Origin of the sequence: Phenylobacterium sp., from assembly GCF_004297125.1 — a bacterium.
Lineage (GTDB): Bacteria > Pseudomonadota > Alphaproteobacteria > Caulobacterales > Caulobacteraceae > Phenylobacterium.
The window spans coordinates 1-22,807 of sequence record NZ_SCVD01000034.1 but is presented as its reverse complement, the minus strand read 5'-3'; the positions used below and the strand labels follow the sequence as shown (position 1 = coordinate 22,807).

Annotated in this window: 23 protein-coding genes and 1 pseudogene; 13 read left to right on the top strand and 11 right to left on the bottom strand. The window is 64.0% G+C overall.

Annotated features, from left to right (window positions below; genetic code table 11):
* Positions 1-67: 67 nt before the first annotated feature.
* Together EPO51_RS23220 and gabT are read right to left on the bottom strand one after the other, a co-directional pair.
* Complete coding sequence (locus EPO51_RS23220; RefSeq protein WP_293355347.1) at positions 68-1,552, bottom strand: NAD-dependent succinate-semialdehyde dehydrogenase; 1,485 nt, start codon at positions 1,550-1,552, stop codon at positions 68-70.
* On the bottom strand, positions 1,545-2,846 hold the full coding sequence (gene gabT / locus EPO51_RS23215) for a 4-aminobutyrate--2-oxoglutarate transaminase (protein WP_293355344.1): 1,302 nt from the start codon (positions 2,844-2,846) through the stop codon (positions 1,545-1,547). Before gabT ends, EPO51_RS23220 begins: the two co-directional genes overlap by 8 nt.
* A 314-nt stretch (positions 2,847-3,160) precedes the next feature.
* On the opposite strand from gabT, the gene EPO51_RS23210 reads away from it, so the two are divergent.
* From EPO51_RS23210 to EPO51_RS23180, 7 genes are all read left to right on the top strand, one after another.
* On the top strand, positions 3,161-3,541 hold the full coding sequence (locus EPO51_RS23210) for a c-type cytochrome (RefSeq protein ID WP_293355342.1): 381 nt from the start codon (positions 3,161-3,163) through the stop codon (positions 3,539-3,541).
* A gap of 268 nt (positions 3,542-3,809) precedes the next feature.
* Positions 3,810-6,371 (top strand): TonB-dependent receptor, encoded by a 2,562-nt coding sequence (locus EPO51_RS23205; protein WP_293355339.1) that lies wholly within the window; start codon positions 3,810-3,812, stop codon positions 6,369-6,371.
* Between the two features lie 41 nt (positions 6,372-6,412).
* A complete protein-coding gene (locus EPO51_RS23200; protein WP_293355336.1) occupies positions 6,413-7,681 on the top strand; it encodes an amine dehydrogenase large subunit in 1,269 nt (422 codons plus the stop codon).
* A gap of 1 nt (position 7,682) precedes the next feature.
* The gene (locus EPO51_RS23195) at positions 7,683-8,240 is read left to right on the top strand and encodes a MauE/DoxX family redox-associated membrane protein (protein ID WP_293355333.1); all 558 of its coding nucleotides are present in this window, start codon (positions 7,683-7,685) and stop codon (positions 8,238-8,240) included.
* Entirely contained in the window at positions 8,240-8,845 is a 606-nt protein-coding gene (gene mauD, locus EPO51_RS23190) for a methylamine dehydrogenase accessory protein MauD (RefSeq protein ID WP_293355330.1), read from the top strand. Before EPO51_RS23195 ends, mauD begins: the two co-directional genes overlap by 1 nt.
* A gap of 31 nt (positions 8,846-8,876) precedes the next feature.
* Positions 8,877-9,428, top strand: coding sequence for a methylamine dehydrogenase light chain (locus EPO51_RS23185; RefSeq protein WP_293355327.1), 552 nt, complete (start codon positions 8,877-8,879; stop codon positions 9,426-9,428).
* Positions 9,428-9,913 carry a c-type cytochrome gene (locus tag EPO51_RS23180; protein WP_293355324.1) on the top strand — a complete coding sequence of 162 codons (486 nt, stop codon included), beginning with the start codon at positions 9,428-9,430 and terminating at the stop codon, positions 9,911-9,913. Before EPO51_RS23185 ends, EPO51_RS23180 begins: the two co-directional genes overlap by 1 nt.
* Positions 9,914-10,329: 416 nt before the next feature.
* On the opposite strand, the gene EPO51_RS23175 is transcribed toward EPO51_RS23180, so the two are convergent.
* Complete coding sequence (locus EPO51_RS23175; protein WP_465246629.1) at positions 10,330-11,031, bottom strand: recombinase family protein; 702 nt, start codon at positions 11,029-11,031, stop codon at positions 10,330-10,332.
* Between the two features lie 319 nt (positions 11,032-11,350).
* A complete protein-coding gene (locus tag EPO51_RS23170) occupies positions 11,351-11,857 on the bottom strand; it encodes a hypothetical protein (protein WP_293355321.1) in 507 nt (168 codons plus the stop codon).
* On the opposite strand from EPO51_RS23170, the gene EPO51_RS23165 reads away from it, so the two are divergent.
* Together EPO51_RS23165 and EPO51_RS23160 are read left to right on the top strand one after the other, a co-directional pair.
* A complete protein-coding gene (locus EPO51_RS23165) occupies positions 11,837-12,175 on the top strand; it encodes a hypothetical protein (RefSeq protein WP_293355318.1) in 339 nt (112 codons plus the stop codon). The two genes, EPO51_RS23170 and EPO51_RS23165, sit on opposite strands and share 21 nt — an antisense overlap.
* 178 nt (positions 12,176-12,353) lie before the next feature.
* On the top strand, positions 12,354-13,070 hold the full coding sequence (locus EPO51_RS23160) for an NYN domain-containing protein (protein ID WP_293355315.1): 717 nt from the start codon (positions 12,354-12,356) through the stop codon (positions 13,068-13,070).
* A 438-nt stretch (positions 13,071-13,508) separates the two neighbouring features.
* On the opposite strand, the gene EPO51_RS23155 is transcribed toward EPO51_RS23160, so the two are convergent.
* Together EPO51_RS23155 and EPO51_RS23150 are read right to left on the bottom strand one after the other, a co-directional pair.
* Positions 13,509-14,219, bottom strand: coding sequence for an RES family NAD+ phosphorylase (locus EPO51_RS23155; protein ID WP_293355312.1), 711 nt, complete (start codon positions 14,217-14,219; stop codon positions 13,509-13,511).
* A gap of 1 nt (position 14,220) precedes the next feature.
* A complete protein-coding gene (locus tag EPO51_RS23150) occupies positions 14,221-14,610 on the bottom strand; it encodes an MbcA/ParS/Xre antitoxin family protein (RefSeq protein ID WP_293355309.1) in 390 nt (129 codons plus the stop codon).
* 160 nt (positions 14,611-14,770) lie between these two features.
* Here EPO51_RS23150 and EPO51_RS23145 point away from each other — a divergent pair, with 160 nt between their 5' ends.
* Genes EPO51_RS23145 through EPO51_RS23130 form a run of 4 tightly spaced genes read left to right on the top strand, consistent with a single transcriptional unit; the run spans position 14,771 to position 17,576 of the window.
* A complete protein-coding gene (locus EPO51_RS23145) occupies positions 14,771-15,292 on the top strand; it encodes a hypothetical protein (protein WP_293355306.1) in 522 nt (173 codons plus the stop codon).
* Positions 15,279-15,788 carry a DUF7665 family protein gene (locus tag EPO51_RS23140; protein ID WP_293355303.1) on the top strand — a complete coding sequence of 170 codons (510 nt, stop codon included), beginning with the start codon at positions 15,279-15,281 and terminating at the stop codon, positions 15,786-15,788. Before EPO51_RS23145 ends, EPO51_RS23140 begins: the two co-directional genes overlap by 14 nt.
* Positions 15,724-16,248, top strand: coding sequence for a hypothetical protein (locus tag EPO51_RS23135; protein ID WP_293355300.1), 525 nt, complete (start codon positions 15,724-15,726; stop codon positions 16,246-16,248). Before EPO51_RS23140 ends, EPO51_RS23135 begins: the two co-directional genes overlap by 65 nt.
* Positions 16,245-17,576 (top strand): hypothetical protein, encoded by a 1,332-nt coding sequence (locus tag EPO51_RS23130; RefSeq protein ID WP_293355297.1) that lies wholly within the window; start codon positions 16,245-16,247, stop codon positions 17,574-17,576. Before EPO51_RS23135 ends, EPO51_RS23130 begins: the two co-directional genes overlap by 4 nt.
* A 64-nt stretch (positions 17,577-17,640) precedes the next feature.
* On the opposite strand, the gene EPO51_RS23125 is transcribed toward EPO51_RS23130, so the two are convergent.
* The 5 genes and pseudogenes from EPO51_RS23125 to EPO51_RS23105 all read right to left on the bottom strand — a co-directional run bounded on the left by EPO51_RS23125 (position 17,641) and on the right by EPO51_RS23105 (position 22,335).
* Positions 17,641-18,612, bottom strand: a complete 972-nt coding sequence (locus EPO51_RS23125; RefSeq protein WP_293355294.1) for a TniQ family protein — start codon at positions 18,610-18,612, stop codon at positions 17,641-17,643.
* Positions 18,609-19,538: a TniB family NTP-binding protein gene (locus EPO51_RS23120; RefSeq protein WP_293355291.1), complete on the bottom strand. Its 930-nt coding sequence runs from the start codon at positions 19,536-19,538 to the stop codon at positions 18,609-18,611. The genes EPO51_RS23125 and EPO51_RS23120 overlap by 4 nt, the downstream gene beginning before the upstream one ends.
* Positions 19,522-21,264 (bottom strand): Mu transposase C-terminal domain-containing protein, encoded by a 1,743-nt coding sequence (locus tag EPO51_RS23115; protein WP_293355288.1) that lies wholly within the window; start codon positions 21,262-21,264, stop codon positions 19,522-19,524. The genes EPO51_RS23120 and EPO51_RS23115 overlap by 17 nt, the downstream gene beginning before the upstream one ends.
* 174 nt (positions 21,265-21,438) lie before the next feature.
* Positions 21,439-21,590, bottom strand: a pseudogene (locus EPO51_RS23110) (transposase); the annotation flags it as partial.
* A 67-nt stretch (positions 21,591-21,657) separates the two neighbouring features.
* On the bottom strand, positions 21,658-22,335 hold the full coding sequence (locus EPO51_RS23105; RefSeq protein WP_293355285.1) for a TetR/AcrR family transcriptional regulator: 678 nt from the start codon (positions 22,333-22,335) through the stop codon (positions 21,658-21,660).
* Between the last annotated feature and the right edge of the window lie 472 nt (positions 22,336-22,807).

Below are 22,807 nucleotides of genomic sequence, written 5' to 3'. Positions count from 1 at the left end.
GAGCCTCAGTGAGGGCATACCCTGACCGCGGCTGGCGAACCGGCCGCGACCAGAAGCAATTCTCAGGCTAGCCGGAGCGGCCCCCAGGATCGGGCGCCAAGCCTAGGCACATGAGCTTGTAGTCGAGATAATCGTCCAGCCCTTGCCGCGCCCCTTCGCGGCCGAGGCCGGACTCACGGACGCCGCCGAACGGAGCAACCTCTGTCGAGATGAGCCCGGTATTGACGCCGACCATCCCGTAGCGAAGGGCCTCGGTGACGCGGAAGGCGCGGTCGAGGTCCCGCGTGTAGAGATAGCTGGCGAGCCCGGCGGTGCCCTCATTGGCGAGGCCGATGGCCTCGGCCTCGGTCTCGAACCGGACCAGACCCGCCACGGGCCCGAACGTCTCTTCACGGCACAGGAGAGCATCCGGTGCCACGTCGACCAGGACTGTCGGCGCGTAGAAGCAGCCTTCGCCGGGGAGCGCATGGCCTCCGGTCAAAGCCGAGGCTCCGCCGGCCCTGGCGTCCTCTACGTGGCGTTCAACCTTCCGCAGGGCGGCTTCGTTGATGAGCGGGCCCTGATCCATCTGCCCCTTCAGCCCGTCGCCGACCGCCAGCTCTGAAACGCGCTCGGCCAGGTGCTCGGCGAACGCTGAATAGACGCCGGACTGCACCAGCAGGCGATTGGCGCAGACGCAGGTTTGTCCAGTGTTGCGAAACTTGGAAGCGATGGCGCCTTCGACGGCCTGGCCGAGGTCGGCATCGTCGAACACGATGAACGGCGCGTTGCCGCCGAGCTCAAGCGACACCCGCTTGACGGTGCTCATGCAACGCGCTCCGAGCATCTTGCCGACCGCTGTGGAGCCGGTGAAAGAGAATTTCCGCACCCGGGGGTCCTGCGTGAGCACGGCACCGATCGGCTCGGCCTCTCCGACAACCACGTTGAAGACGCCTGGCGGGATCAGCGCTGATTCGACCGCCAAGCGCGCCAGAGCCAGTGCGGTATAAGGTGTCAGCTCCGAAGGCTTTAGGACCATAGTGCAGCCAACGGCGAGGGCAGGCCCCACCTTCCGGGTGATCATTGCTGCCGGGAAGTTCCACGGGGTGATCGCGCCAACGACGCCCACGGGCTCCCTCAGGACCAGCAGACGCTTGTCAGGCTGATGTCCCGGGATGATGTCGCCGTAGGCCCGCTTGGCTTCCTCTGCGAACCACTCGAGAAAACTCGCCGCGTAGTGGATCTCGCCGCGAGCCTCGACCAGCGGCTTGCCCTGCTCGGCGGTCAGGATGCGGGCCAGGTCTTCGGCGTTCGCGAGGATCAACTCGCGCCAGCGCAGCAGGGCGGCCTGCCGCGTCCTCGGCGCGATGGCGCGCCAGCCCGGCAGGGCGCGGCTGGCTGCGGCCACCGCCCGCTCGGCATCGTGCGCGCCGCAGTCCCCGACATCTCCGATCTTCCGGCCCGTGGCCGGGTTGATCACAGGGATGACGCGCTCGCAATCGGTCCACGCGCCATCGATGAGGCTCTGGCCCGAGAGGAGCTCCGGACGCGCTAGATCGAGGCCATCAAGCATCGGCGGGACGATCCGCGGAGATGTCGACCATGGCTTGCTCGAGGCGCGTCAGACCCTCTTCCAGGACCTCGTCGGTGATCGTCAGAGGCGGGAGGAAGCGGATGGTCTCGCCCTGCATGCCGGCCGAGAGCACGAGCAGGCCGTGCTGAACGGCTGCCGCGACGATCCGCTTGGCGGCTCCCGGGTCGGGTTCCTTCGCGCCGTGCGCTTTGAGGACGTCGAAACCGATCATCGCCCCGAGGCCTCGGACGTTGGCGATCGCAGGCATATCATTGCGCGCCGACACCTTCTCGGTCCAGGCACGGAGACGCGCGCCGATCGCATCGGCGCGGGTGAGCAGTTGTTCCTCGGCGATGATGTCGAGAACGGCCAGCGCCGCCGCGCAGCCGAGCGGAGAGCCGCCGAAGGTGCCGCCCAGGCCGCCGGGCTCGGCGGCGTCCATAACGGACGAGCGCCCGATGACGCCGGCGAGCGGGAGGCCGCCGGCCAGCGACTTCGCGATCGTGACGAGATCGGGCTCGATGCCTGAATGCTCGATCGCGAACATCTTGCCGGTCCGGGCGAAGCCGGTCTGCACCTCGTCGGCCACGAGCAGAATCCCGTGGTGATCACAGATCTTGCGTAGCGCGGCGAGCAGGCTCGGCGGAGCGACGTGGAAGCCGCCTTCGCCTTGCACGGGCTCCAGCACGATCGCCGCCACCTGAGATGGGGGAACGTCGGCGGCGAACAGGAAGTCCAGTGCCTGAAGCGACTGCTCCTCGGTCACGCCAGCGTAAGGCGCCGGGAAGGGGAGGTGGTAGACCGGCCCGGGGAGCGGGCCGAACTCGCGCTTGTAAGGCGCCACCTTGCCGGTGAGCGCGAGGCCCAGCATGGAGCGGCCGTGGAACCCACCGACGAATGAGATCACCGCTGGACGCTTCGTCGCGGCGCGCGCGATCTTCACTGCGTTCTCCACCGCTTCGGCTCCGGTGGTGAACAGGATCGTCTTCGCCTCGCCGGTGAATGGCGCAAGCGCGTTCAGGCGCTCGGCGAGCTCCACATAGGGTTCGTACCCACAGACCTGGAAGGCCGTGTGGGTATAGCACTCCAGCTGATCACGCACCGCTGAAACGACCCGCGGGTGGCGGTGGCCGACGCCGAGAACGGCGATGCCGCCGACGAAGTCGATGTAGCGTCGCCCGTCTACGTCCCACAGTTCCGCGTTCTCGGCGCGCGCGGCGAAGATGGGAGTGGCCGTGCTGATACCGCGCGGGAGGGCGTGTTCACGTCGGGCGAGGAGCTGGGCGTTTGTCATGGCGCATCATCACGTCGTTTGAGATGCCGGCACCGTAGCTGTCGCGTGGCGGTCGGCTGGAGTGTGAAAGGCGCCCCGCACGGTGGCTTTCCAGCACCGCAGCGGCGGCTAACGGCGCGCAGGTTCGTCAGAGGCGCGCGGGCCCGATCGCCCGCCAACGGCGAGATGTGCGCCTGAGGACTCGTGGTGGCCGCGCAGCACCGAAAGGCGCCTTCTAAGCGCCTGCCGCGGCCCGGGGTGCTGAGGTAACGCAAAGCCTGTGCGATCGCTATCCAGCGGTCCGCGATGCGCGCGGTGCAGCAGGAGTCGAGTCGATGAGGCGTTACCTTGGAGAGGCCGTGGTGGCGGGTGTCGCCCTAGTCATGGCTGGGAGCGCGGCCGCCGCAACCACTGGAAAGGCGGCGGAAGGCGCCAAGCTCTTTCAGCAACGCTGCGTGTCGTGCCACACCGTCAAGGGCAATGCCGGCATAGGCCCTGATTTGCGCGGCGTCGTCGGTCGCAAGGCTGGCGCGGGATCGTTTGCGCGGTATACGCCAGCGCTCAAGAAGACGAACCTAACCTTCGATGTCGCTGAGCTCGACCGTTTCCTCGCTGCGCCGCAACGCGTCGCGCCGGGCTCAGCCATGATGATCTCGACGCCGAGACAAGAGGACCGCGCGCATCTGATCGCCTTTCTGGCGACCCTGAAGAAGTAAGCGTCGCTGACGGTGGCCGCTGGCTCAGCGGCCGTCCGCCTCTTCGCTTCCAAGTGCTCGCATCGGCCGCCCTGCGGCGACCGGCTTAAGCAACTCGAACTTGCACGAGCCAGGATCAGCTTGAGGCCGGAAGCCGGCCGTCCCGAGCGCAGCTTGGTGACCTGCGCACACGCTACCGCGCACTTTACGCACCTACCCCTCCCCGACGGTCCGCCCAGAATTGCGCCCTGAGAGACAAAAGATCTCCAGATCGGAACAGGGGAATTCCATGTCGCACATGCAACGTCGCAGACACCTCGTCGCGCGAGCCAGCCTCCTCGCGCTGGGGGCCTGCGGCGCCGCCGGTGTCGCGCGCGCCCAGGACGTGGCCGCCCCCGGCAGCACCGAGCTTCAGGAGATCGTCGTCACTGCGACGCGTTCTGCTCAGTCGCTGTCGCGCGTGCCGATCAGCGTGGCCGCAATGACTCAGGAGCAGATGGACGACCGCGGCGTGAAGCAGTTCGGGGACGTCGTCCGCTTCACGCCTGGTCTGAGCTTCAATCCCACGGTGACGGGCAGCAGCGACGTGGCCGTCCGCGGCGTGTCGTCCAACGCGGGAGCCTCAACCACCGGGATCTATGTCGACGATGTTCCGATCCAAGTTCGGCAGGTCGGCTTCGGTGCGGGCGCTTCTCTCCCGGTCATCTTCGACCTTGAGCGCGTCGAAGTTCTGCGGGGGCCACAGGGCACCTTGTTCGGCGCAGGCTCCGAAGGCGGCACAGTCCGCTTCATCCAGCCGAACCCGAGCCTTACGGACTTCGCTGCCCATGTGCGCGTCGAGGGGTCGTCCACCCACAGCGCCGCTGAGAGCTACGAAGCTGGCGTCGCTGTCGGGGGGCCTCTGCTTCAGGATCGTCTGGGCTTCAGACTGAGCGCGCTCTACCGCAAGGAGGGCGGCTGGATCGACAGAGTGCCGGCCACCCTGACCGTCGTGGATCCCACCGGCGCCTCATACGGCGAGGGCCTGCGGTTCGAGCCGACTGGCGAGGGGGACAAGAACTTCAATGACGTGACCACCAAAGTCGTGCGACTCGCCGTGGCGGCGGCCCCGGCCGAAAATCTCACCATCACTCCGTCGGTCTTTTACCAGGTGCAGAATGTCGGCGTCGGTGCCGACTCCTATTGGCTGTCGGGTTCAGACCCGAGCGCCGGACGGTTCGTCGTTCCGGACTTCTCGCCCGGCGCGCCTTCGGCGGCCAACGGGCTGACCGCTCTGACGCTCCCGGACACCAGCAAAGGCCGTCGTGAGCTCTTCGTCTCGGCCCTGAATGTGGAATGGGACGCCGGCCCCGTCACGGTCTACTCGACGACATCGTTCGTCGAGCAAGACAAGCGTCAGTACATGGACTTCACCATCCCGTACGCGCTCCAGTACTACGTGCTGGACGTGCCTCTCGCAGGCGAGAAGGGCATCACCGCCTACGACGACGAGCAACAGGCGTACACCCAGGAAATCCGGATCCAGTCGAACGCTGACGAGGACAGCCGGCTGAAGTGGGTTGCCGGCTTCTTCTACTCGAAGACGCGGCAGGTGTCCGAACAGCTCCTCGAGGAGAACGCCTTCTACCACGCCAAGAGCTACTTCGGCATTCCCGACCTGACCGGCGCAGATCCGTTCGGGCCTGGTTATCTCAATTTCCACAACGTCTGGGGCGCGCCGATGATCGGCGAGTCCGGCAGTTACTTCGCCTACGCCCGCACCAATGAGCGTCAGGCCGCCTTGTTCGGACAGATCGACTTCCGACTGACGGAACAGCTATCGGTCACAGCCGGCGCCCGTTATTCAAAGAACAAACTTCGCTATACGCTCGATACGGTCGGCCCGGAGAACAACCTCAACGCCCCGTTTGGTATTCCCTGTCCAACGGGGCCGACCTGCCCGTTCGGTTCGGGCGTTCTGGAGCCGGTATACGCCAACGGCTCCCTCAAGACCTCGGAAACCGCGTTCACACCGAAGGTCAGCGTCAACTACCGTATCGACGACCAGAACCTACTTTATGCCTCGGTGTCGAAAGGCTTCCGACCGGGCGGAGCGCAGCTTCCGCTCCCCGCGGCCTGTGACGCAGACCTGATCGGCTACGGCTACACAGACGCGTCGGGTCGCCCGGACACGCCCGCCACGTACCGCTCCGACTCCGTGTGGAGCTATGAGGTCGGATCGAAGAACAAGTTCTTCGGCGGCAAGTTGGCGGTCGCGGGCAGCGCCTATGCGATCAAGTGGAAGAACATCCAGACCAGCCTGTTGCTTCCCACTTGCCTGCTCTCCTTCACGGACAACCTCGGCTCGGCCACCGTCAAGGGCTTCGACCTTCAGCTGGACGCTTCGCCGGCCCGTGGCCTCGTCCTCAGCGCCTCGGTCGGCTACACAGACGCCACGCTTGATGAAGGGCTCGTCTCGCAGGACGGCGCCGTAGTCCTGGCCAAAGGTTCTGCGATCTCAGGCGCGGGCGCGCCGTGGCGGGTGGTGCTGAGCGGTCAGTACGAGCGCCCTCTAACGGCGACGCTGGACGGCTATGTACGCGCCGACGTGACCTATTCCAGCCGGCCAGGCGTGAGCGGAACGCGTGACCCCGACGTGTTCAACTACGATCCGCTGATCCCGCGTATCGAGGCCAGCACCATCGTCAATGCGCGGCTGGGCGTCACCCGCGGTGGCACAGACCTCTCCGTGTTCGCGACTAACCTGTTCGACACCCACCCGCTCACGGGTGCCGGCAGGACGCTCTACGTGTGGAGCGCCTCGACCATCCGCCCGCGGACCGTCGGGGTGACGCTGACGCACCGCTACTGATTCAGCGCGGCCGATCGGTCCGAAGAGAAAAGGCAACCAGCATGTCCAGAGCGCTCGCCGAGACCCTGTCGGAGCCATCGGCCGCGGCCACGCCGCTCCTCTCTGTGGGGAGCCTACGTTCAAGCCGGCGCGGACCGGGCGCTGCGGGCGCTGCCGTCAAGTGGCTCGTCACCACCCTTGGCGGTGGCGTCCTGCCCGCGGCCATCGCTTTCGCGAGCGGCCCGGTCGTCGCACAGGAGCCGCTGCCCCCGGAGCAGCTTACGGTCGAATCTGCCCTGAAGCCTGGACCCAATGTGCTGATCAACCACGGCAGCTGGAACGGGGCTGGGTCCGTCAACATCTATTCCGCCGACGACTTGAGCTACAAAGCCAACATCACGGTCGGCTTGAACGGCCAGGTGGTGGTCGCCCGCGGAGGCGGCGCGGCCTATGTGGTTTCGACCTATCCAAAGCGGATCATGTCCGGTCCAGCTGAGGTGGTGTTCCGTCGCTACGATCTCGCAACGCTAAAGCCGGGCGCCGAAATCCTCGTCTCGGAAAAGTATGCCCTCACCCAGACTGCGAGGGGCATCGTCGAACTGACCGCCAGCAACCGCTTCGCGCTGGTCCAGAACGCGACGCCCGCGACCTCGGTGACGGTGATCGATCTGAATGCGGGCAAGTCTGTCGCCGAGGCGCCGACCCCCGGGTGCTGGTCTATCATTCCTTCCGCCTCCGGCGATCGGTTCTCGACCCTCTGCGGCGACGGCACCCTGATGACGGTCAAGCTCGGCCCCAACGGGAGACCATCCGGGCAGGCGTACAGCGAGCAGATCTTCGACGCCCAGAAGGACCCGCTGTTCACCCATGTCCAGCGCGATAGCGCCGGCAACCTGATCTTCGTGTCCTACTCGGGTGTCGTCTACCGGGTGTCTGACGCGGGCGATGCGCCGCGACTCATCGAAAGCTTCAAGATGACGTCTGGCGGACCCCGGGACTGGGCGCCGGGCGGTTACGAGATCACCGCCTACAATGCGGCGAACGATGTGCTCTTCGTCTTAATGCACAGCGGAGCGACGGACGGTAGCCACAAGCATGGCTCCGAGGAGATCTGGGCCGTCGATATGAAGTCCAGGCAAGTGCTGTACCGGTCGCCCGCCGCGTCGTTCACCCATCTCGCGGTCACAGCCGACAAGACGCCGACACTGTTCGCTGTGTCGCGTTTCCAAGGTCGGATCGTTCGCTTCGAGGTCGATCCGACCGCGAAGTTTGCCGCCAAGCCGACCCACAGCATCGTCGCCGAAGACGCCGCCTATGTGACGGTCCCGTGAGATGGCGACTGCGACAGATCTCCTGATTTGGACGCTCGCGGTGTTCACCGCGCTTTTGCTGTTCCACGCAGCCGCCCACAAACTTTTGGACACGGCACGCTTCGAAGGCATCCTCTGGGACTACCGGCTCGCGCCGGAATTGGCCATCCCAGCCGTCGCGCTACTCCTTCCGCTCGCCGAATTCGCCGTCGGCTCCGCGCTCCTCATCCCGACATTTCAAGACCAGGCGTTCATGGCTGCGGCGGCACTTCTCGCCCTCTACGCCGTGGCGATGGGCGTCAACCTTGTGCGGGGCCGCTCGGAGATCAGCTGCGGTTGCGGGGGCCCGCCCACACCGATCAGTCTCGCCCTGGTGCTGCGGAACCTGGCGCTCTGCACATGCCTGCTCAGCTCCGCAGCGCTGGCGTCGAGCCAGCCATCCTGGTTGGTGATCCTCGCCGGCGCGGCGGCCGGCTGCCTCGCGTTCGTTTGCGTCGCGGCTGCAGGCCAGGCGCTCGCCAATCGACGGCGGATGGTGGCCCGCGGCGGCGTGGCTCTGGTGAGCGGGGGGCGCATCTAATGGCGCAGAGCACGATACTCGTCCTGTTGGGCGCCCTTTGGCTGTGCTTCCTCGTCCTGGCGGCCGTGGTTTGGGCCATGCTGCGTCAGATCGGCGTGCTCTACGAACGTGTCGCCCCGGTCGGAGCTTTGATGGACAGCGGCGGACCCAAAGTCGGCGAGGCGAGCCCAACAATGCGTCTGCCGAGCCTCAACGGCGGGGGGGTGGTGGTCGGGCCCGGCCGCGGGCGTGCTCAGCTGCTCTTCTTCTTGTCCACCTCATGTCCCGTCTGCAAACAGCTTCTGCCGGTCCTGGATAGCGTCCGAAAGGATGAGGGCCACTGGCTCGATGTCGTCCTCGCCAGCGACGGTGAGGAAGCGACCCACCAGGCATTCATCTCAAGACGCCGTCTGGGGGATTTCGCCTATGTGCTTTCGACGGAACTTGGAATGGCATACCGCGTGCAGCGCCTGCCTTTTGGGGTCGTGCTCGATGGCGATGGCGTGGTTCGCGCGAAGGGGCTGATCAACAATCGCGAACAGCTTGAGAGCCTATTTCACGCGCTAGAGGCGGGCGCCGCCTCCGTTCAGCAGCTCGCGAAACAGCGTGCGCTGGCATTCGTCTGATGATGCAACAACCGAGCCAGGAGCAAGGAACATGAGCAGCACGCCCCGCGGTTGGAAGCACGCGCTGTCGCGCGCACCTCGTGTTCTTGGCGAGGCGCTGGAGGGTCTATTGGTCACCAGCGCTCGCCGGAGCGCGCGCACGCATGGTCGGCGCAGCGCGTTAGCCCAGTTGGGAGGGCTATTGCTCGGCGGCGCCGTTACGACGTTGCCATTCGACCGCGCGTTCGGCGCCCCGGCGCCCGAGGATGACGAGACCTGCACCTATTGGCGGTACTGCGCGCTCGATGGCTTCCTGTGCACAACCGCTGGGGGAAGCAAATCGACCTGCCCAATGGGCTCGGAAGCGTCCCAGGTCTCATGGGTCGGCACGTGTCATAACCCCGCTGACAAGCGCGACTACCTGGTCTCCTACTACGACTGCTGCGGAAACACGCCCTTCACCGGCGCAAAGTTCTGCCTGGGCAGCAAGGGCGAGCGCCCGCCGTACACCATGGGGCTGAACAACGACGTCAACTGGTGCATGGCGAACGCGAACAAGGGCTACCACTGCACGGTCGCGATCGTTGTGGGAACGGCGGGCTGATGCCGCCCGCCAGAGGCGTCACCGGTCTCGGCCTGGGCGCGGTTGTTGCCGCCGCGGCGGCGGCCATTGCGTTTGCATGGGGCGCGCGCGCCGAGCCGCTCCACGGCATGACTTCGCCACAAGCAATGTACCTGCTGCGTTGCTCCGGTTGCCATGTGAGTGATGGGCGGGGTGCCGTTTCGGCCGGCATCCCGCCTTTCGAAACGTCAATCGGACATTTGGCCGGCGACGCCGAAGGTCGCCTTTACATGGTAAGCGTGCCTGGCGTGGCCGGCTCTGGCTTGAGCCCAGAGCAAAAGGCGTCGGTCCTGAACTACATCGTCGAACGCTGGCGGGGCGAAGCGGCGCAGCCCGAGCGCTTCACGTCCGCTGAAGTGGCGCGTTTGGCGCAGGTTCGTCCGGCCGACGTGGTGAGCCTGCGCCGAAGAATCGTTGATCGTTTCGCTTCGCGTGGCGTCAGACTAGCCGATTACCCGTGGCGCTAATCGCCCGCCGCTCGCGCATGCGCGCTTTTCAGCCGGCATGCGAGGGTTTCAGCCGTCCTTGTTCGCTGCTCCGTATGCGGTCGCTGCATCTCCCAGTCCCGGACTAGGCGGAGAGCCCGTGAGCGGGGCGGCCCTGGTACATGCTCGCCGGCAGACCTCCTCCGCCGCCCCGCTGCCTCGATTGAAGCGGCGGCGCTCAATCCGTATGGGGCTTTCTCCCCGCTGACACGCACTACCAGCGCCGTCTTTGCCGCACATCCTGAACCCTCTCCTGCTTGGGCGAAGTTCCCTGCGGATTTGCTCGGGGCATGGATGACGGACAGCGGAGCCCGGCGAAGGTTCAACGACTGCCGCTAAGCTGAGTTCGGTGGCTGAAAGCCTGGTGTTCGCTTCCCACCCGCTCCCGGAACGGGAGTTTATGGTGCCTTCCGACCCAGCACTTGAAGTCCAGCCGCTCGCAATTCGCCTTGTGGCCCAACATGTCGGTAGAGGGTCTGCCGCGATACGCCTATTTCCCTACAGAGCGCGCTGACCCGAGTCTCAGGTTTCCCCATTGCTGCCTGCGCAAGGCGCACCTTGGCCGCAGTCATTTTGGGCTTGCGTCCGCCGGCGCGGCCCCGCGCTCGCGCAGCGGCAAGACCGGCTCGGGTTCGTTCAGAGATCAGCTCGCGCTCGAACTCCGCGAGTGCAGCGAATATTCCGAACACCAGCTTTCCGGCCGGGGTCGTCGTATCGATGGCTGCACCTTGGCCTGTAAGCACGCGCAAGCCGATGCCTTCAGCCTGAAGGTCCTGCACGGTATTGACGAGGTGTCGAAGATTGCGGCCCAGCCGATCCAATTTCCACACCACGAGAGTGTCCCCGCCGCGCAAAGCCTTGATGCACGCCGCCAAGCCTGGCCTGTCGTCGTTTCGACCAGAGGCGTGGTCCTCGTAGATGTTCTTAGCCGTGATGCCTGCTGCCAGCAGGGCATCCCGTTGGAGGTCCAAGGTCTGACGGCCGTCTGATTTCGACACCCGCGCATAGCCAACTAAGACGCCGCGCAGTCCTACCGACCGCGTTGACGCCAGGGCTTTGGGCTTGCTTGGGTGGACGGTTGACCTCGCGGGCTGGGACATACGTGTTCCACAAACGGTCGATTTAGTGACAACAGCTACGGGCATCGTCCGTTGGCCATTTTCCGTCACTATATCCCATCCCATTTTCTATGTACCGCGACGTCCCGATTTGGGTTTTGGAACGATATGCGAGCGCGTGGGTGGCTGGCGCGGGCGTAAAAGGGTTAAGTCGAGGCCTAACCAGATGGGCGCGGCATGCTTCAAGGTTTGATGAACTTCGCCATGACGACGCCGGCGGCGGCGTTCGTTTTCACAGTCGCTTTTCTGCTCTCACGGCGCCTTGAGCGCGCAGCAGCCCGGTGCGGCAGACCCTGAGAATTCATTTTGCTTTGAATAGTTGAAAGTCGGCTTGCAGCCGAGCTTCGATCGCTTTTGCTTCGGCCGGGCTCAGGTCTACGACTTCACCCGGGAGGTGTCCGCACAGGCCGTACTCCACCGCAACGATCTGGCGGTGGAAGAAGCCGAGAGCGCGGAGCGGCCGCCCCGCCTCGTCGCTGACATCCCAATCGAGGGCTGCCCAATCAGCTCCTGGGTCTGGCTGATTGTTCTCGACATAGCCGCGGAAGTGGCTTTCCCACCACCCTCCTTCGTTGTCGTTGTCCTCGCGGGAACGCTTGGGGTCATCGACATGTCGTGTGTCCGCCTCGGCGATGCCGAAGGCTTGGCGCGAGACCCGCTCCGCCAGCGCTTTGGCCTCATCGTATTCGTCACACCACTGCCAGTTCTTGCCTCGGGCGGCCACGGCGCGCGCTAGCAGCGCCTCGATCTCCCGAACGCCAGGGAGATCCAGCAGGCGGATCAGCAGATGTCCTTCTTCTTCGTCCACGAGGGTGGTGCTCACTCCGGTGGCCACCGCGACAGCGAAGACAGGCGAAACTCAGAACGCGAGACCAGATCGGCCAAGTTAGGCTCCTTTGGTTCGAAATGCGCGAGAAAGGCAGGAATAAAGATAGAACGATTCCCGCTGATGGGCATGTTTGCGCTGAGCAGCGGCGCTTTCGGCGATCAACATCCCGGAAAGGGGCGCTCAACCCTGCTGGAAGAAAACTCTGTCTTCAGAGTTGATGTCTTGAGTGGCGGCATACGTGTGATGATGCTGCCTATTGCATCGGATCATGAGCGCATCCATCTGGTTGAGGGTTAGCTCAACGGAATGGAACAAGGCTTTCCGGTTCATCGTTGACACTTCGGCAAGGCACGGCCTATAGGCTGTCCTTGCAAAACAGGTCGTTCGCCCGTCACCCTTAATAAGTGCGGACCGAAAGGGACGCCACGGGCGGACGGCCGTTTTGCCGAATCCCGAAAAATGTTAGCTGTAGTGGGTGTTCAAGCCTCGATTCGCGATTTGCGTCGACGGCGGGTTCATCCAGAAGGTCCTCTGGGCCCGGCATCGTCGCTTTCCGACGGCGAAAGACATCCTGGATGAATGCGACCGGATAGTCGCCCATGAGGCCGTGAAGGACTGCGACCTCCTGCGCATCTATTACTACGACGCGCCAGCCGCCCAAGGTGTGCTGATCAATCCCATCGATGCATCTGAGCTGGACTTGCAAGCGAGCGATCGCACGCAGGCGGCAATGCGGCTGCAAAACGAACTGGCGAGCGCCCCCAACCTGGCGCTCCGCATGGGTGACGTCAGGATCGGGGGGTGGCAAGTCCGCGAGTCAGCGATGGACAAGTTGACCCGGGCTCCAAGGGCGCTGACGGCCAACGACCTCAAACCCAACCTGCGCCAGAAGGGCGTTGATATCCGGATCGGCCTCGACATCGCGCGACTGTCTCTCAACGACACCGTGAGGTCGCTCGTTGTTGTGACGGCCGACACAGACTTCGTGCCGGCGTTCAAGTTCGCTCGGCGTGAGGGGATCAAGGTTTACCTGGACTCCCTGGGAAAACGTGTCCTGCCGGCGTTGATCGAGCACAGCGACCTTCGTCTTTCCGAGATCCCGACGCACGATGAAGTGAAACGCGAACGGCAGCGTAGACGTCGCCAAAGGGTGCGTGAACGTCGCGAGACAAGCGCAACAGAGGCTGAATAGGACTCGAGATTGATCTGCGGTCACGTGCCGCAGGCTTCGCTTCCGTGGTCCAGCTGGTTGTTCTGTGTGCAGTCGTCTTGACTTCAAGCCGCCGCTAGGCCACCTCTGATGGTGGCGCTCGTCGCTTTTTTTCCACTCCGCACTCCCTGGCCAACTACGTGGCGCATGGGGCGCACGGAGTCTCCGGGCTCAAACCCGGAGAAGGAGGAAAAGGCGATATGCGTATTGCTTGTTCTTACCCGAGAGCGGTGAGCGTTTGCTCTTATATCCGCTATCGGTTCGGCCGTTGGGAGACTGTTGTCTCTCACTGCCGTAGTTATCCCGTTCGGTAGCACGGCGGGGACGTGAACTGCGACGAGCGCCACCCGAACTTAGGAATCATTTTCAGCTGTGTCTACAGCGCGTGTGCATTTTCCCGCGCTGCGTTGGTAAGCGCCACTACGCTGCTTCCTGTTCGATCGCGCCAGTGATGAGAGCCGATCTTTCGATCACATTGCCCGGCGGTGAGAAGTCATAGACGCTGCGGATCTGCCTTCCATCCCACACAAATCTGTAGTGCGCGGCCTGCTCGGTCGTCCCTACAACACGATTGTCGAAGACAGCCAGGCAGGTCGCGTCTGGACGCTCTGCGCACTTGAATAGCACCCCGCAGCCGTCGGCGTTGTAAACCTCCAGTCCGATACGGCGTCGATCTCTTTGCGAAGCGTCGCGCGGCAGACCCGTCAGGTCGGCGAACTCGCCGTTGATCCGCGTCACCAGCATTCGCATGTCGAGATTCGTCGGCGGCTCGTCCGTGCGGCTCAGGAAAATTTCGCGACGTCGGATGGCGATCGCCAACGCCGCTTCCACGCTGTCCGCGACCTCCATGACTCCGAAGGCCTTATCGAGGAATGTGCTGCCTTCGGGGTTCTTGTAGGCGAACGGCGCGTGATTCCAGTTCTGTAAGCGCGGGGAGCGGGCATCGACGCGGGGGGAACCCTCGACGAGCCACTCCCGCGCCAACAGGCGGGGATTGGTTCGATTCTCCGAATCAATCGCCGCGCGCGCGAGCTCGGGTGAGCCCAGGCGCTCGTAGATGTCGATTGGCGGAAAGCGGGACGGAATTAAACGCCGCCACTTCTGATCCACTGAGCGCGTGGGATAACGCAATCTACCCTCCGCGTTGCGCGTCTACATACGAACGGACTGCATAGATGTCGGTGAGTTTACCATCGAGCATCTTGTCCAACGCCGTACGTCCATCAAAGAATCGGTTCGGTCGCTTCAGCCATGTATCCGAGTTGACGGGCTCGGGAACGATGATCTGAAGCGACTTGTAGATCGATACGAGATGCGAAATTCGCTCTTCTGTATCTGGTGACATCTCCCCGCCGTCTTTCTTCCACTTGAAAAATGTGGAACGGGAGGGACTGCCCAGCAGAATTATTTGTTGATCTGTGGTGAGGCCCCAGAGTTCAGCGATCCTGAAAAACGCCCGCAGCCTCTCGCTGCTGCTGGGCTGTGACGAGGGCTGCTCGAGTGTGTCTGTGGCATGTGGCAAACGGCTCCTCCTGGTGTCTCAGAAAAAACTTGATCTGAGGTTTAGGTCCGATTATGCACTGTACGAAATCGGACCGATTTGGCTGTTGTAGTCCAATTCGACCTTTCGTCAATGCCGCCCGCCGACGGTCCGTGTCGGTTCGCGCGCCCTGGAGACCCTGATGGGAACGCTGAAAGACACCGAAAACCCCAGCGCCGGCGCGAAGTCGGCGGCCACCCTGCAGATCGAAGTGCAGGTCGAAGACCGTGGCCAGGTCGTGAACTTGGCGGTCACAGAAGACCAGGCGAACCGCGAAGGCGTCCGTGCCGCCCTGGGCCTGGATGACGACTACGAGCTGTTTGAACGCGACGCGGACGAAGCGATGGCCGCGCTCGCCGGCCGCAAGGCGGTTCGCCTGGTGGCGCATCGCAACAAGAAGATCACCGTCCAGGTGCGCTACGAACACTTGACGAAGGAGAAGGTGTTCGGGCCGGCGAAGACGGTCTTCAAGGTGCTGCAGTGGGCGGTCGGCAAACAGGGGTTCAAACTGGAGCCCCAGGCCGCGGCCCGCGCCAACCTGATCCTGCCGGGTGCGGAGAACCCCCTGCCCAAGGACGACGTCATCGGCAAGTACTCCCCGCAAGGGCAAGACACGCTGGTGCTCGATCTGACGCTGCGGGACTTCACCAATGGAGTGTTCTGAGCCCTCGGCGGCCGAGCAAACGCTCGCCGCCCAGCTGGAGTCCGTCCTGTTTCAGGCCGGGGTGGAGGAGGGCCGCTGGGCGGTCCTCCGAAACCAATTTCCCCACATTGAGGTGCGGGTCACCGGGTCTGATGCGGACGGCGCGTTCAAAACCAGCATGGAGTTTCAGCTCCTGTGCGACGATTTTCCCGCACAGGGACCTTACGTGCAGCTGTGGGATCACGCCCGCGGGGTCAGGCCACCGGCACCGACCGAGAGTACGCCAGGTGTCGTGGACGCTCTGAAGGACTGGAATGAGTCCGGGACGGGTTACGGCGGAATCTACCGCGGCTGGCAGCGTGGCGCCGCTAATCACAACAACTGGGCCGTTAGCCGGCCGGATCAGGCTTGGCGGCGCGACCGGCACATAACCTTCATCATGGAGCACCTCTATGCGCTCGTTTCTGAACACGCTGCTTGGTTGGCTGATCGGCAGTCGGCCACGGCTGCTGTGTGATACCGCCGTCTGGCGGGTAGGCGTGGGGGAGCTCGCTCGGCGCACCCTGGGTGGGCGGCGCGAAAGCGGCGCCTACCTGCTCGGGGTCGAGCTTCCCAACGGGGCAAAACGCATCCAGGAGTTCGTCTTTTACGACGACATCGATCCGCTGGCACTGGCCACTGGTGAGGTGACGATCCGCCAAGTCGCGCTGCCGCGCCTGTGGGAGCACTGCCGTTCTCGCGGCTACGGCGTTGTCGCTGACGTGCATGTTCATCCGGCAGGTTACGGCCAAAGTCCCTCGGACCGGGCCAACCCCGTCATGCCGCGTGCGGGTCACATCGCAATGATCCTGCCGAACTTCGCGCGGGGCGCTCCGGCTCCAGGGAACATCGGCATCTACGAGTACCACGGCGACGGCGCCTGGACCGATCACTCCGCGGCTGGGTCGAAGTTCGTGAAACTGGAGAAGACGTCATGACCGACCACATTCGCCGCTCGCGCATCACCAAGGCGCTCACCGACGCCAGCTTGGTGTCCTCGTTCCCCGAGGCGGAGGCTCGGCTTGACGCAGTCAGCATCTGCGTTGTCGTCGCGGGGGACCAGAGCCGTACAGCGGCCGGCCAAGCGGCGACGCTGACCGTGCTGGCGACTGCCTTCAAGTGCTTCGGCCGCGTGAACCTGGTCCTCGGAGAGGACGCCGATCTCCTCGTGCCGCAGCTCATGGGCCGTACGCTGCTTGGGGCCGCAGCCTATCTAGGCGCCACAACGGTCACTGCACCGCCGGACGACACCACGCACGCGATCTACGTCGGGCGCGGCCCGGAGCTTGAGGCCTGGGGCGTGAGTTGCTGGTGGGATGGTTGGCTGTCGGGTCTGCGTCCGGAAGGCGACCATACTACTGGGGACGGTCGACTTGCGCTCGCCGGTGTCTTCGCAGGCGCGCTCGCGGTGCGCGATGTGTTCGCAAACATCCGCGGTAAGCAAGGATACCGCCTTGAGCCGTTGACGATCTCCCTTTGGGCGCCCTGGAGTGTCGACGCCCCCCTACAAGGTCCCGCAGCCTTCGACGTGCCGAATTCCTTCTGGATTCTCGGCCTTGGGCATCTAGGCCAAGCCTTCATCTGGAATCTGGGATTCCTGCCGTTCAAGGGGCCTCGTAGGGTGATCTTGCAGGACAACCAGCGGATCGGGCCGGAGAACGAGCCCACGAGCTTGCTGGTCACGAGCAAGGACATCGGGTGGAAGAAGGCGCGCATCGGAGAGCGCTGGCTGGAAGCGCTGGGATGGGATGTTGATATCGTCGAGCGCAGGAACTTCGGCGACGTGCAGGTGCAGGACAGTGACCCCCAGATGCTGATCGCGGGATTGGACAGTCTGCCTGCCCGCCGCGCCGTCGCCGGCGCCGGCTTCCCCTACATGATCGACGCCGGCATTGGACACGGTCCTGTCGACTTCGAGGGTCTCCAGGTCCGAGTCATCCCCGCCGGCGCGAACCTGGACGGCCTTTGGACCAAGCCCGTCGCGGATGATCGTCGGGCCAAAAATCTCGCCACCGAGCCCTATGAGGCGCTTGCTCAAACATCGGGTGCGTGCGGCGTGGTGCCCCTTGCCGACGCCTCTGTGTCGGTGCCGTTCGTCGGTGCGGCTACTGGCGCTCTGGTGCTGGCACAAGCAATACGACTAGCAAGCCTGAAGCCCGCTGCGGCCGTCCTGCAGATGGACCTGAACGCGCCCCACATGATGATGGACGGAGGGCAAGTTCCCAAGCCGGAAGCCAACTTCGGTAGCGAGCGAATTCTCCTCTGAGCCTTCGGAGGTGCGGCGCACCCGCACGAGCCGCACCTCCGCGTTGGTCACTCGCACTGCCGGCTTAGGCTGCGGTGAGAAACCGGATCACGGGGTCTGCGTATGCGAATGGCGAGCGGCCGTAGCGCCGCTCACCGAACGCCCAGGATTTCCACACACCGGCATCGGCGCAGTGAGCCACGAAAAGCCAGGGCCAGCCACGCATGAGGCGGGCGGAGAGAGCCGAGATGCGGTGACGGTCGGCCGTCACCATGAACTCCAGCTGTTTCTCGGAGGGCGGCGCCGGGTCGCCCCCCCAGTGCCGGGCGATCTCATCTCGAAGGCCCTGGGACCGCTCACCCGCCCCAACAACGGTCATGACCTGTCGTACTACCCCGAAGAACGACAAGGGGTGCAGCGCCTCAAGTTGGGTCCAGGCCCGGGCATCGGCCGACAAGAGTTCAGCGAGGCGGTGCTCGAACTGTAGCGCCTGTGAATCCGCAGGCTCGACCGGGCATTCGCGGCGATCTGCTTGGCAGACGTCACAGAGCGGATCCTGGCCACGATGCGGCGATGCCGGTCGCCGGCAGTCATGGCAGCGATCAGCCAGGACCACACCATGGCGCGGACAGGTGCTGGCCAGCGCAAGGCGCCAGCGGCGGCGATAGTAGGGCTCCTCGTCGGCGCTGAGGCACATGGGACACCACTGCAGACCGGGACGCCGGCGCGTGCGGTGATAGATGCCGACCGGCAGGATCCAGTCGGTGTGTGCTGTTCGCCCCCGAAGATCCTCGAATAGGACGCCCGTGAACGGCCGCAGCGTCGTGACTTCGACGTCCGCCGCCGCAATACCTGTACGTTCCGCCATCACCGTTGCGAGGACGGCCGGCGCCGACGCGTCGATGTCGCGGTTCCAAATCTGCAGGCCAGGCCATACGGCGTGGCAGAAGCTATGAACCTTGGGCGTGTGCGCGAGCGCGATCCGGCGCAGCCACGAAGAGAGCAGTTCGTCCGGCTGAGGACGCGGTCTGATCGGCCAGAGCTGGAATTGGCTCAACCCAACACCTGGCGGCCCGCCTTCAGCGCAGCCTGGGATTCGGCGAGGCGACGGGAGGGACGGATCCACCCAAGGGACTTGAGGGTCTTCAGCGTGATGCGTTCCTCCTTGGTCTTGATGGCGGTGACCGCGGCGCGGCGCGCGATCCGGACGATGTCACCGGTCAGGCCCTCGCTCTCCGCGAGAATCCAACGCATGAGCGGCTCTTCGGACAGATCGGAAGCGTGCTGCAGGGGCAAGGTGGCTTCGATGCTGTTCAGGAAGCCGGCCGTCGCATCAGCGAATTGCCAGTGGTTCAACGCAATCGGGTCGAAACGGCGGGCCATCTGAGGATCGAGCTGGACGGCGCGAAGCGCAGTGTCGATTCCCGAGGCGACGATTGTAATGCCCAGGTCATTGCCGAGCAGCTTGAGCACGCTCAGCATTTCGAGCTGGCGATCCTTGGGGCCTGCAAGGACGTGATGCACCTCGTCCACAATCAGCAGCTTGACGCCGATCCTCCGGAGCAATCGCAAAGCCAGAGGATAGAGCACCTCGGCGCTCGCGCTGGCGCTGTACGGTGCGTTCGTCCGCTCGAAGATGCGGCCCAGGAAGCCCTTGGCCGAGGCCGTGATCGAACAACTGATGTAGAGTACGGGGACATTAGCAGCGGTCAGCTTACCGTCCTCCGGACAGCCGTGAATTGCTGCGAACCGCTTCAGGATCTTGCTCTTACCCATTCCGCTATCGCCCACCACCAGCAGATGGGTGTCCCCCTCCGTTGGGTAGTCCTCCAGGGCCTCGTCGCACAGTGTATGGATGGTGGCGGCGGTAGCGTGGAGGATGAAGGGCTTGCGCCGGATTTGACGAAGCCGAGCGGTGTCGTCCGCCTCCAGGGCCGCTCGAGCCCCCGCCGTCAGCTTGCGGCCGTCAAATGAGGGTTTCATCATCCACCATGAAGAAGATGTCGCGGTTGTAGGGCTTGGCTGGTGGCGCGGGTGCGTGGGGCCTCGAAGTTACGTCGCCGAGAATCTCGCGCGTCACCTCGGCACCCTTTGCCCGCCGCTCCGCATTCAATCGGCGCCGGTGGGCGGCAGTCTTGTTGCGGGCATCTTTTTCGAGGTCGCGCTGGCGCTGAACCGACGCGTCGATCGAGGCGACGTCAGTGGAGTCGCCAGCCGCTCGGCGTTTGCGCCGCTCCTGCTGCCACTCCCAAAGCGCCACGTTTTCGGTCGTGATCTCGTTGGTGCGAAGCTCGTAGTAGAGGCCGTCCTCCGGTCTCCGGAACCAGGCGCGCGTGAGGTCATAGGGGTTGCGACGGATCACAAAGCGGCGCTTGTCCCCGGCGTCGAGGTACGGCTGTAGGACGTCGCCCCAGTACGGCACGTCCCAAAGGACGCCATACCGCTGGACGGTCCGATATTCGATCGGCGCAAAATCGAGGAAGAGCTTCAGCTTGTCTGCGATTTTCTCTGGCTCGCCGCGGCCAGGGCGCCTTTCGGTGCCGTAGATGCCCCTTGCCCACGCATAGTCGGGGCGCTGGCCGTCGTTACCGCTATGTTTCTTGCGATGATATTGCTCGCAAATTGCCTCAATCATCCAGAGCTCGAGCTCGGGCAAGCTCATCTCGGCGGTCTCGTTAGGATTGCGCGTTCGCTCCTTGCCGAACCCACGCGCGTGGGCGGTCGAACCTTTGAGCAGCTTCATCTCACCCATGGCGGTCCCGATGAAGCGTTCGATCATCCCTCCGAAATGCGGCATGCCGGGCGGGCGGGTCTCAGGCTTGGGGATTTGCCACTCCCGACAGCCGAAGATGACGGCTTCGGAGCTGAACTCGTTCGCGTTGTCGACATAGATCGCTTCGGGCTTGCCGTGCATAGGCCAGCTCGCGGATGAGCCCAGGCGCTTCAGCCATTCCTCCTTGGGCGTCATGATCCGCGTGATCAGAAGGGCGACCGTTGCCGCGTTCGGGTATTCCCAGGAAAGCACGAAGGCCAGTACGGCCCGCGTGTGTTCATCGAGGGCGACGGTGATCCAGGGTCGGCCGATGTGGCTGCGGTCGTGGACGCCCGTGCAAACCACATCGACGAGAGTGTGGTCGATCTGAATGCGTTGCAGCGGAAAGTCGGTCTTTGGCGTAGCACCCACCAGGGCGTTGTGGTGCTCCCGGGCAATTTTCTTACCGTACTTGCGCTCCTTGCGTTGGCGGATCGGCACACCAATGAAGCGGCTTCGGAGCGTGTTGTGCGCTGGCTCGGGTAGGTTTCGCGCGCGAGCGCGCCTGCGGATTTCCGCGAAGGCGTGGTTGTCTGGCGCATTGGGCTTGTCCCGATCGAACTCCTCCCGAACCTCGACGATTAGCGCCTCCACCTCCGGGTGAAGGCGAACGGCGCCACGGCCGCCGTTGCTGCCTTGAGGGAGTAGGCATGTGAGAGTCTTGAGTTCGCGGTATTTGCGGCGATAGCGGTTGAACTGCGACTTCGAGGCGCCGAACTCGTCAGCCGCCGCGCGCACAGTAGCGCCGTCGAAGCGGCCCCCAGCTTCCAGATCCTCGATGATCTTGCATCGCCGTTCTGCCTCCCTTGTCCTTTCCTCATCGAGGAAGCGGATGTCGAGCGGAGCGCCTGGCCCGGGATGGGCTATCTTGGATTCGTAGTCGCTTCTGCGCTGCAAGGGCTGACCCTATGAACTGGACAACCGGGTTCGCGCCCAGGCCGGTCAGCCGAGCGCCGTTCTCCGATCACACCGCCAGTTACAGCAATAGAATTAAAGTGTTGTTGGACCCCGGACTCGCTGTCACCGGGGCGATGCTTGCTGGGCCACCACCTGTGCGCTAGGCATTCCCCATATCCGCCCCTGGACGTCGATGGAGGAGCCGGACTGCCAGCGTCTGGATGTCAGCCCGAAGTAAGCGGCCACGTCGCGGGACGCCGGAAGCGTGCCGGACCGTCGATGGCGGCGGCGAAGCTCAGCGCGCAGACCGGGCCCACGCCCGGCAGTTAAAGCTGCCCTTCTGTGGAGTAGATCTCCGCCTCACCAAGTGGACGTGCTGCTCTACGCCCCCCTTTAAACGATGGGGACGGCTGTCGCCTGCTGGTATTGGTCTACGAGCGATCGAAGCGACGCACTATCAGGCGACCGAGCATGATGGAGAACTGCATCCATGGCGTACGCCGCTAAAATCGGCATATGTCTAGCATGTCTGTGGCCATTGTTGCCGAAGAGCATGAGGCCCTCCATGATCGAAATTGCAAATATTGACAAGGTATCCATCGCCTCGTCGCTGAGCTCGGGATTGAGGCGGGCTAGCATCCGGCGCACGCGCGCTTCACCATGAGCATAGTATTGGTCAAGGTGGGCCCTGACTTCCGAGTCGTTGTTCGCCATTGACCAAATTTCTACGTAGATGCGCGCGACGCGGCTCTCTTCGTTGAACTTCATCCAACCGCTCAGATATTTAACGAGCCCATCGTTCGGATAGTCGGCTGCCCATCGTTCGAGCTCGTCCATCGGGGCCGCCAAATCGGCAACGATGGAATCGAGCATCGCCTTGATCAATTGCTGCTTGGCAGGAAAATAGTACGAGACGTTGCCGATCGGCAGGCCACACTCTTGAGCAACCCTGCGCAAGCTGAGAGCGGCGTGACCTTGCTCGGCAAGTACCCGCTCAGCTGCACGGATGATATTGGAGATCGTGGCGCGGCCGCTCGTGTATCGCGTCTTAGTAATTCTACGCTCGACCATGTGGCACCCTCGAATTTCCATATCCACGGTCCATGAGACAGTATTCTGATAGAGTAGAAGCAGAGAATCTGCGGATAGACGAGAAGACTCGTCTCCAGTGACTTTCCGGCGGCAGGGCGGCTGACCGCAGGCGGAGACCGCATCACCACGTCGGCCCGTGAGCGAGCGCAACACGATCTTCGGTGACCCTGTCAAAGGCCGGATTTAAAGCCGGCCGGAAAGTGAGGGGAAGGGCGAAGTGTCGCAGCCGACGATGGGGTTGCGAGAATTTGGACATCCGTCTATCTTTCGCGCGGCAATTAGCTGCAGCGTAAGCGAAGCCGTGTGTGCGGCAGCAGCGCAGCGGCAAAGAGGGGGCAAACTATGAAGAGGCATTCTCGCAACCTGGCGCTTGGCACGGCTGCAGCCGTGGCCATGGCCGCGGCGTCGCAAGCGGCGCACGCGCAGAGTGCAAGCCTCGGAGGCGGTCTGC

What these genes read in the sequence shown, in the direction of transcription:
- EPO51_RS23120 (WP_293355291.1), bottom strand. Translation starts at nt 19,538, where the DNA reads ATGAAACCCTCATTTGACGGCCGCAAGCTGACGGCGGGGGCTCGAGCG.
- EPO51_RS23105 (WP_293355285.1), bottom strand. Translation starts at nt 22,335, where the DNA reads ATGGTCGAGCGTAGAATTACTAAGACGCGATACACGAGCGGCCGCGCC.
- EPO51_RS23200 (WP_293355336.1), top strand. Translation starts at nt 6,413, where the DNA reads ATGTCCAGAGCGCTCGCCGAGACCCTGTCGGAGCCATCGGCCGCGGCC.
- gabT (WP_293355344.1), bottom strand. Translation starts at nt 2,846, where the DNA reads ATGACAAACGCCCAGCTCCTCGCCCGACGTGAACACGCCCTCCCGCGC.
- EPO51_RS23195 (WP_293355333.1), top strand. Translation starts at nt 7,683, where the DNA reads ATGGCGACTGCGACAGATCTCCTGATTTGGACGCTCGCGGTGTTCACC.
- EPO51_RS23135 (WP_293355300.1), top strand. Translation starts at nt 15,724, where the DNA reads ATGCGCTCGTTTCTGAACACGCTGCTTGGTTGGCTGATCGGCAGTCGG.
- EPO51_RS23180 (WP_293355324.1), top strand. Translation starts at nt 9,428, where the DNA reads ATGCCGCCCGCCAGAGGCGTCACCGGTCTCGGCCTGGGCGCGGTTGTT.
- EPO51_RS23140 (WP_293355303.1), top strand. Translation starts at nt 15,279, where the DNA reads ATGGAGTGTTCTGAGCCCTCGGCGGCCGAGCAAACGCTCGCCGCCCAG.
- EPO51_RS23145 (WP_293355306.1), top strand. Translation starts at nt 14,771, where the DNA reads ATGGGAACGCTGAAAGACACCGAAAACCCCAGCGCCGGCGCGAAGTCG.
- mauD (WP_293355330.1), top strand. Translation starts at nt 8,240, where the DNA reads ATGGCGCAGAGCACGATACTCGTCCTGTTGGGCGCCCTTTGGCTGTGC.
- EPO51_RS23205 (WP_293355339.1), top strand. Translation starts at nt 3,810, where the DNA reads ATGTCGCACATGCAACGTCGCAGACACCTCGTCGCGCGAGCCAGCCTC.
- EPO51_RS23165 (WP_293355318.1), top strand. Translation starts at nt 11,837, where the DNA reads ATGTCCTTCTTCTTCGTCCACGAGGGTGGTGCTCACTCCGGTGGCCAC.
- EPO51_RS23175 (WP_465246629.1), bottom strand. Translation starts at nt 11,031, where the DNA reads ATGTCCCAGCCCGCGAGGTCAACCGTCCACCCAAGCAAGCCCAAAGCC.
- EPO51_RS23185 (WP_293355327.1), top strand. Translation starts at nt 8,877, where the DNA reads ATGAGCAGCACGCCCCGCGGTTGGAAGCACGCGCTGTCGCGCGCACCT.
- EPO51_RS23220 (WP_293355347.1), bottom strand. Translation starts at nt 1,552, where the DNA reads ATGCTTGATGGCCTCGATCTAGCGCGTCCGGAGCTCCTCTCGGGCCAG.
- EPO51_RS23210 (WP_293355342.1), top strand. Translation starts at nt 3,161, where the DNA reads ATGAGGCGTTACCTTGGAGAGGCCGTGGTGGCGGGTGTCGCCCTAGTC.
- EPO51_RS23130 (WP_293355297.1), top strand. Translation starts at nt 16,245, where the DNA reads ATGACCGACCACATTCGCCGCTCGCGCATCACCAAGGCGCTCACCGAC.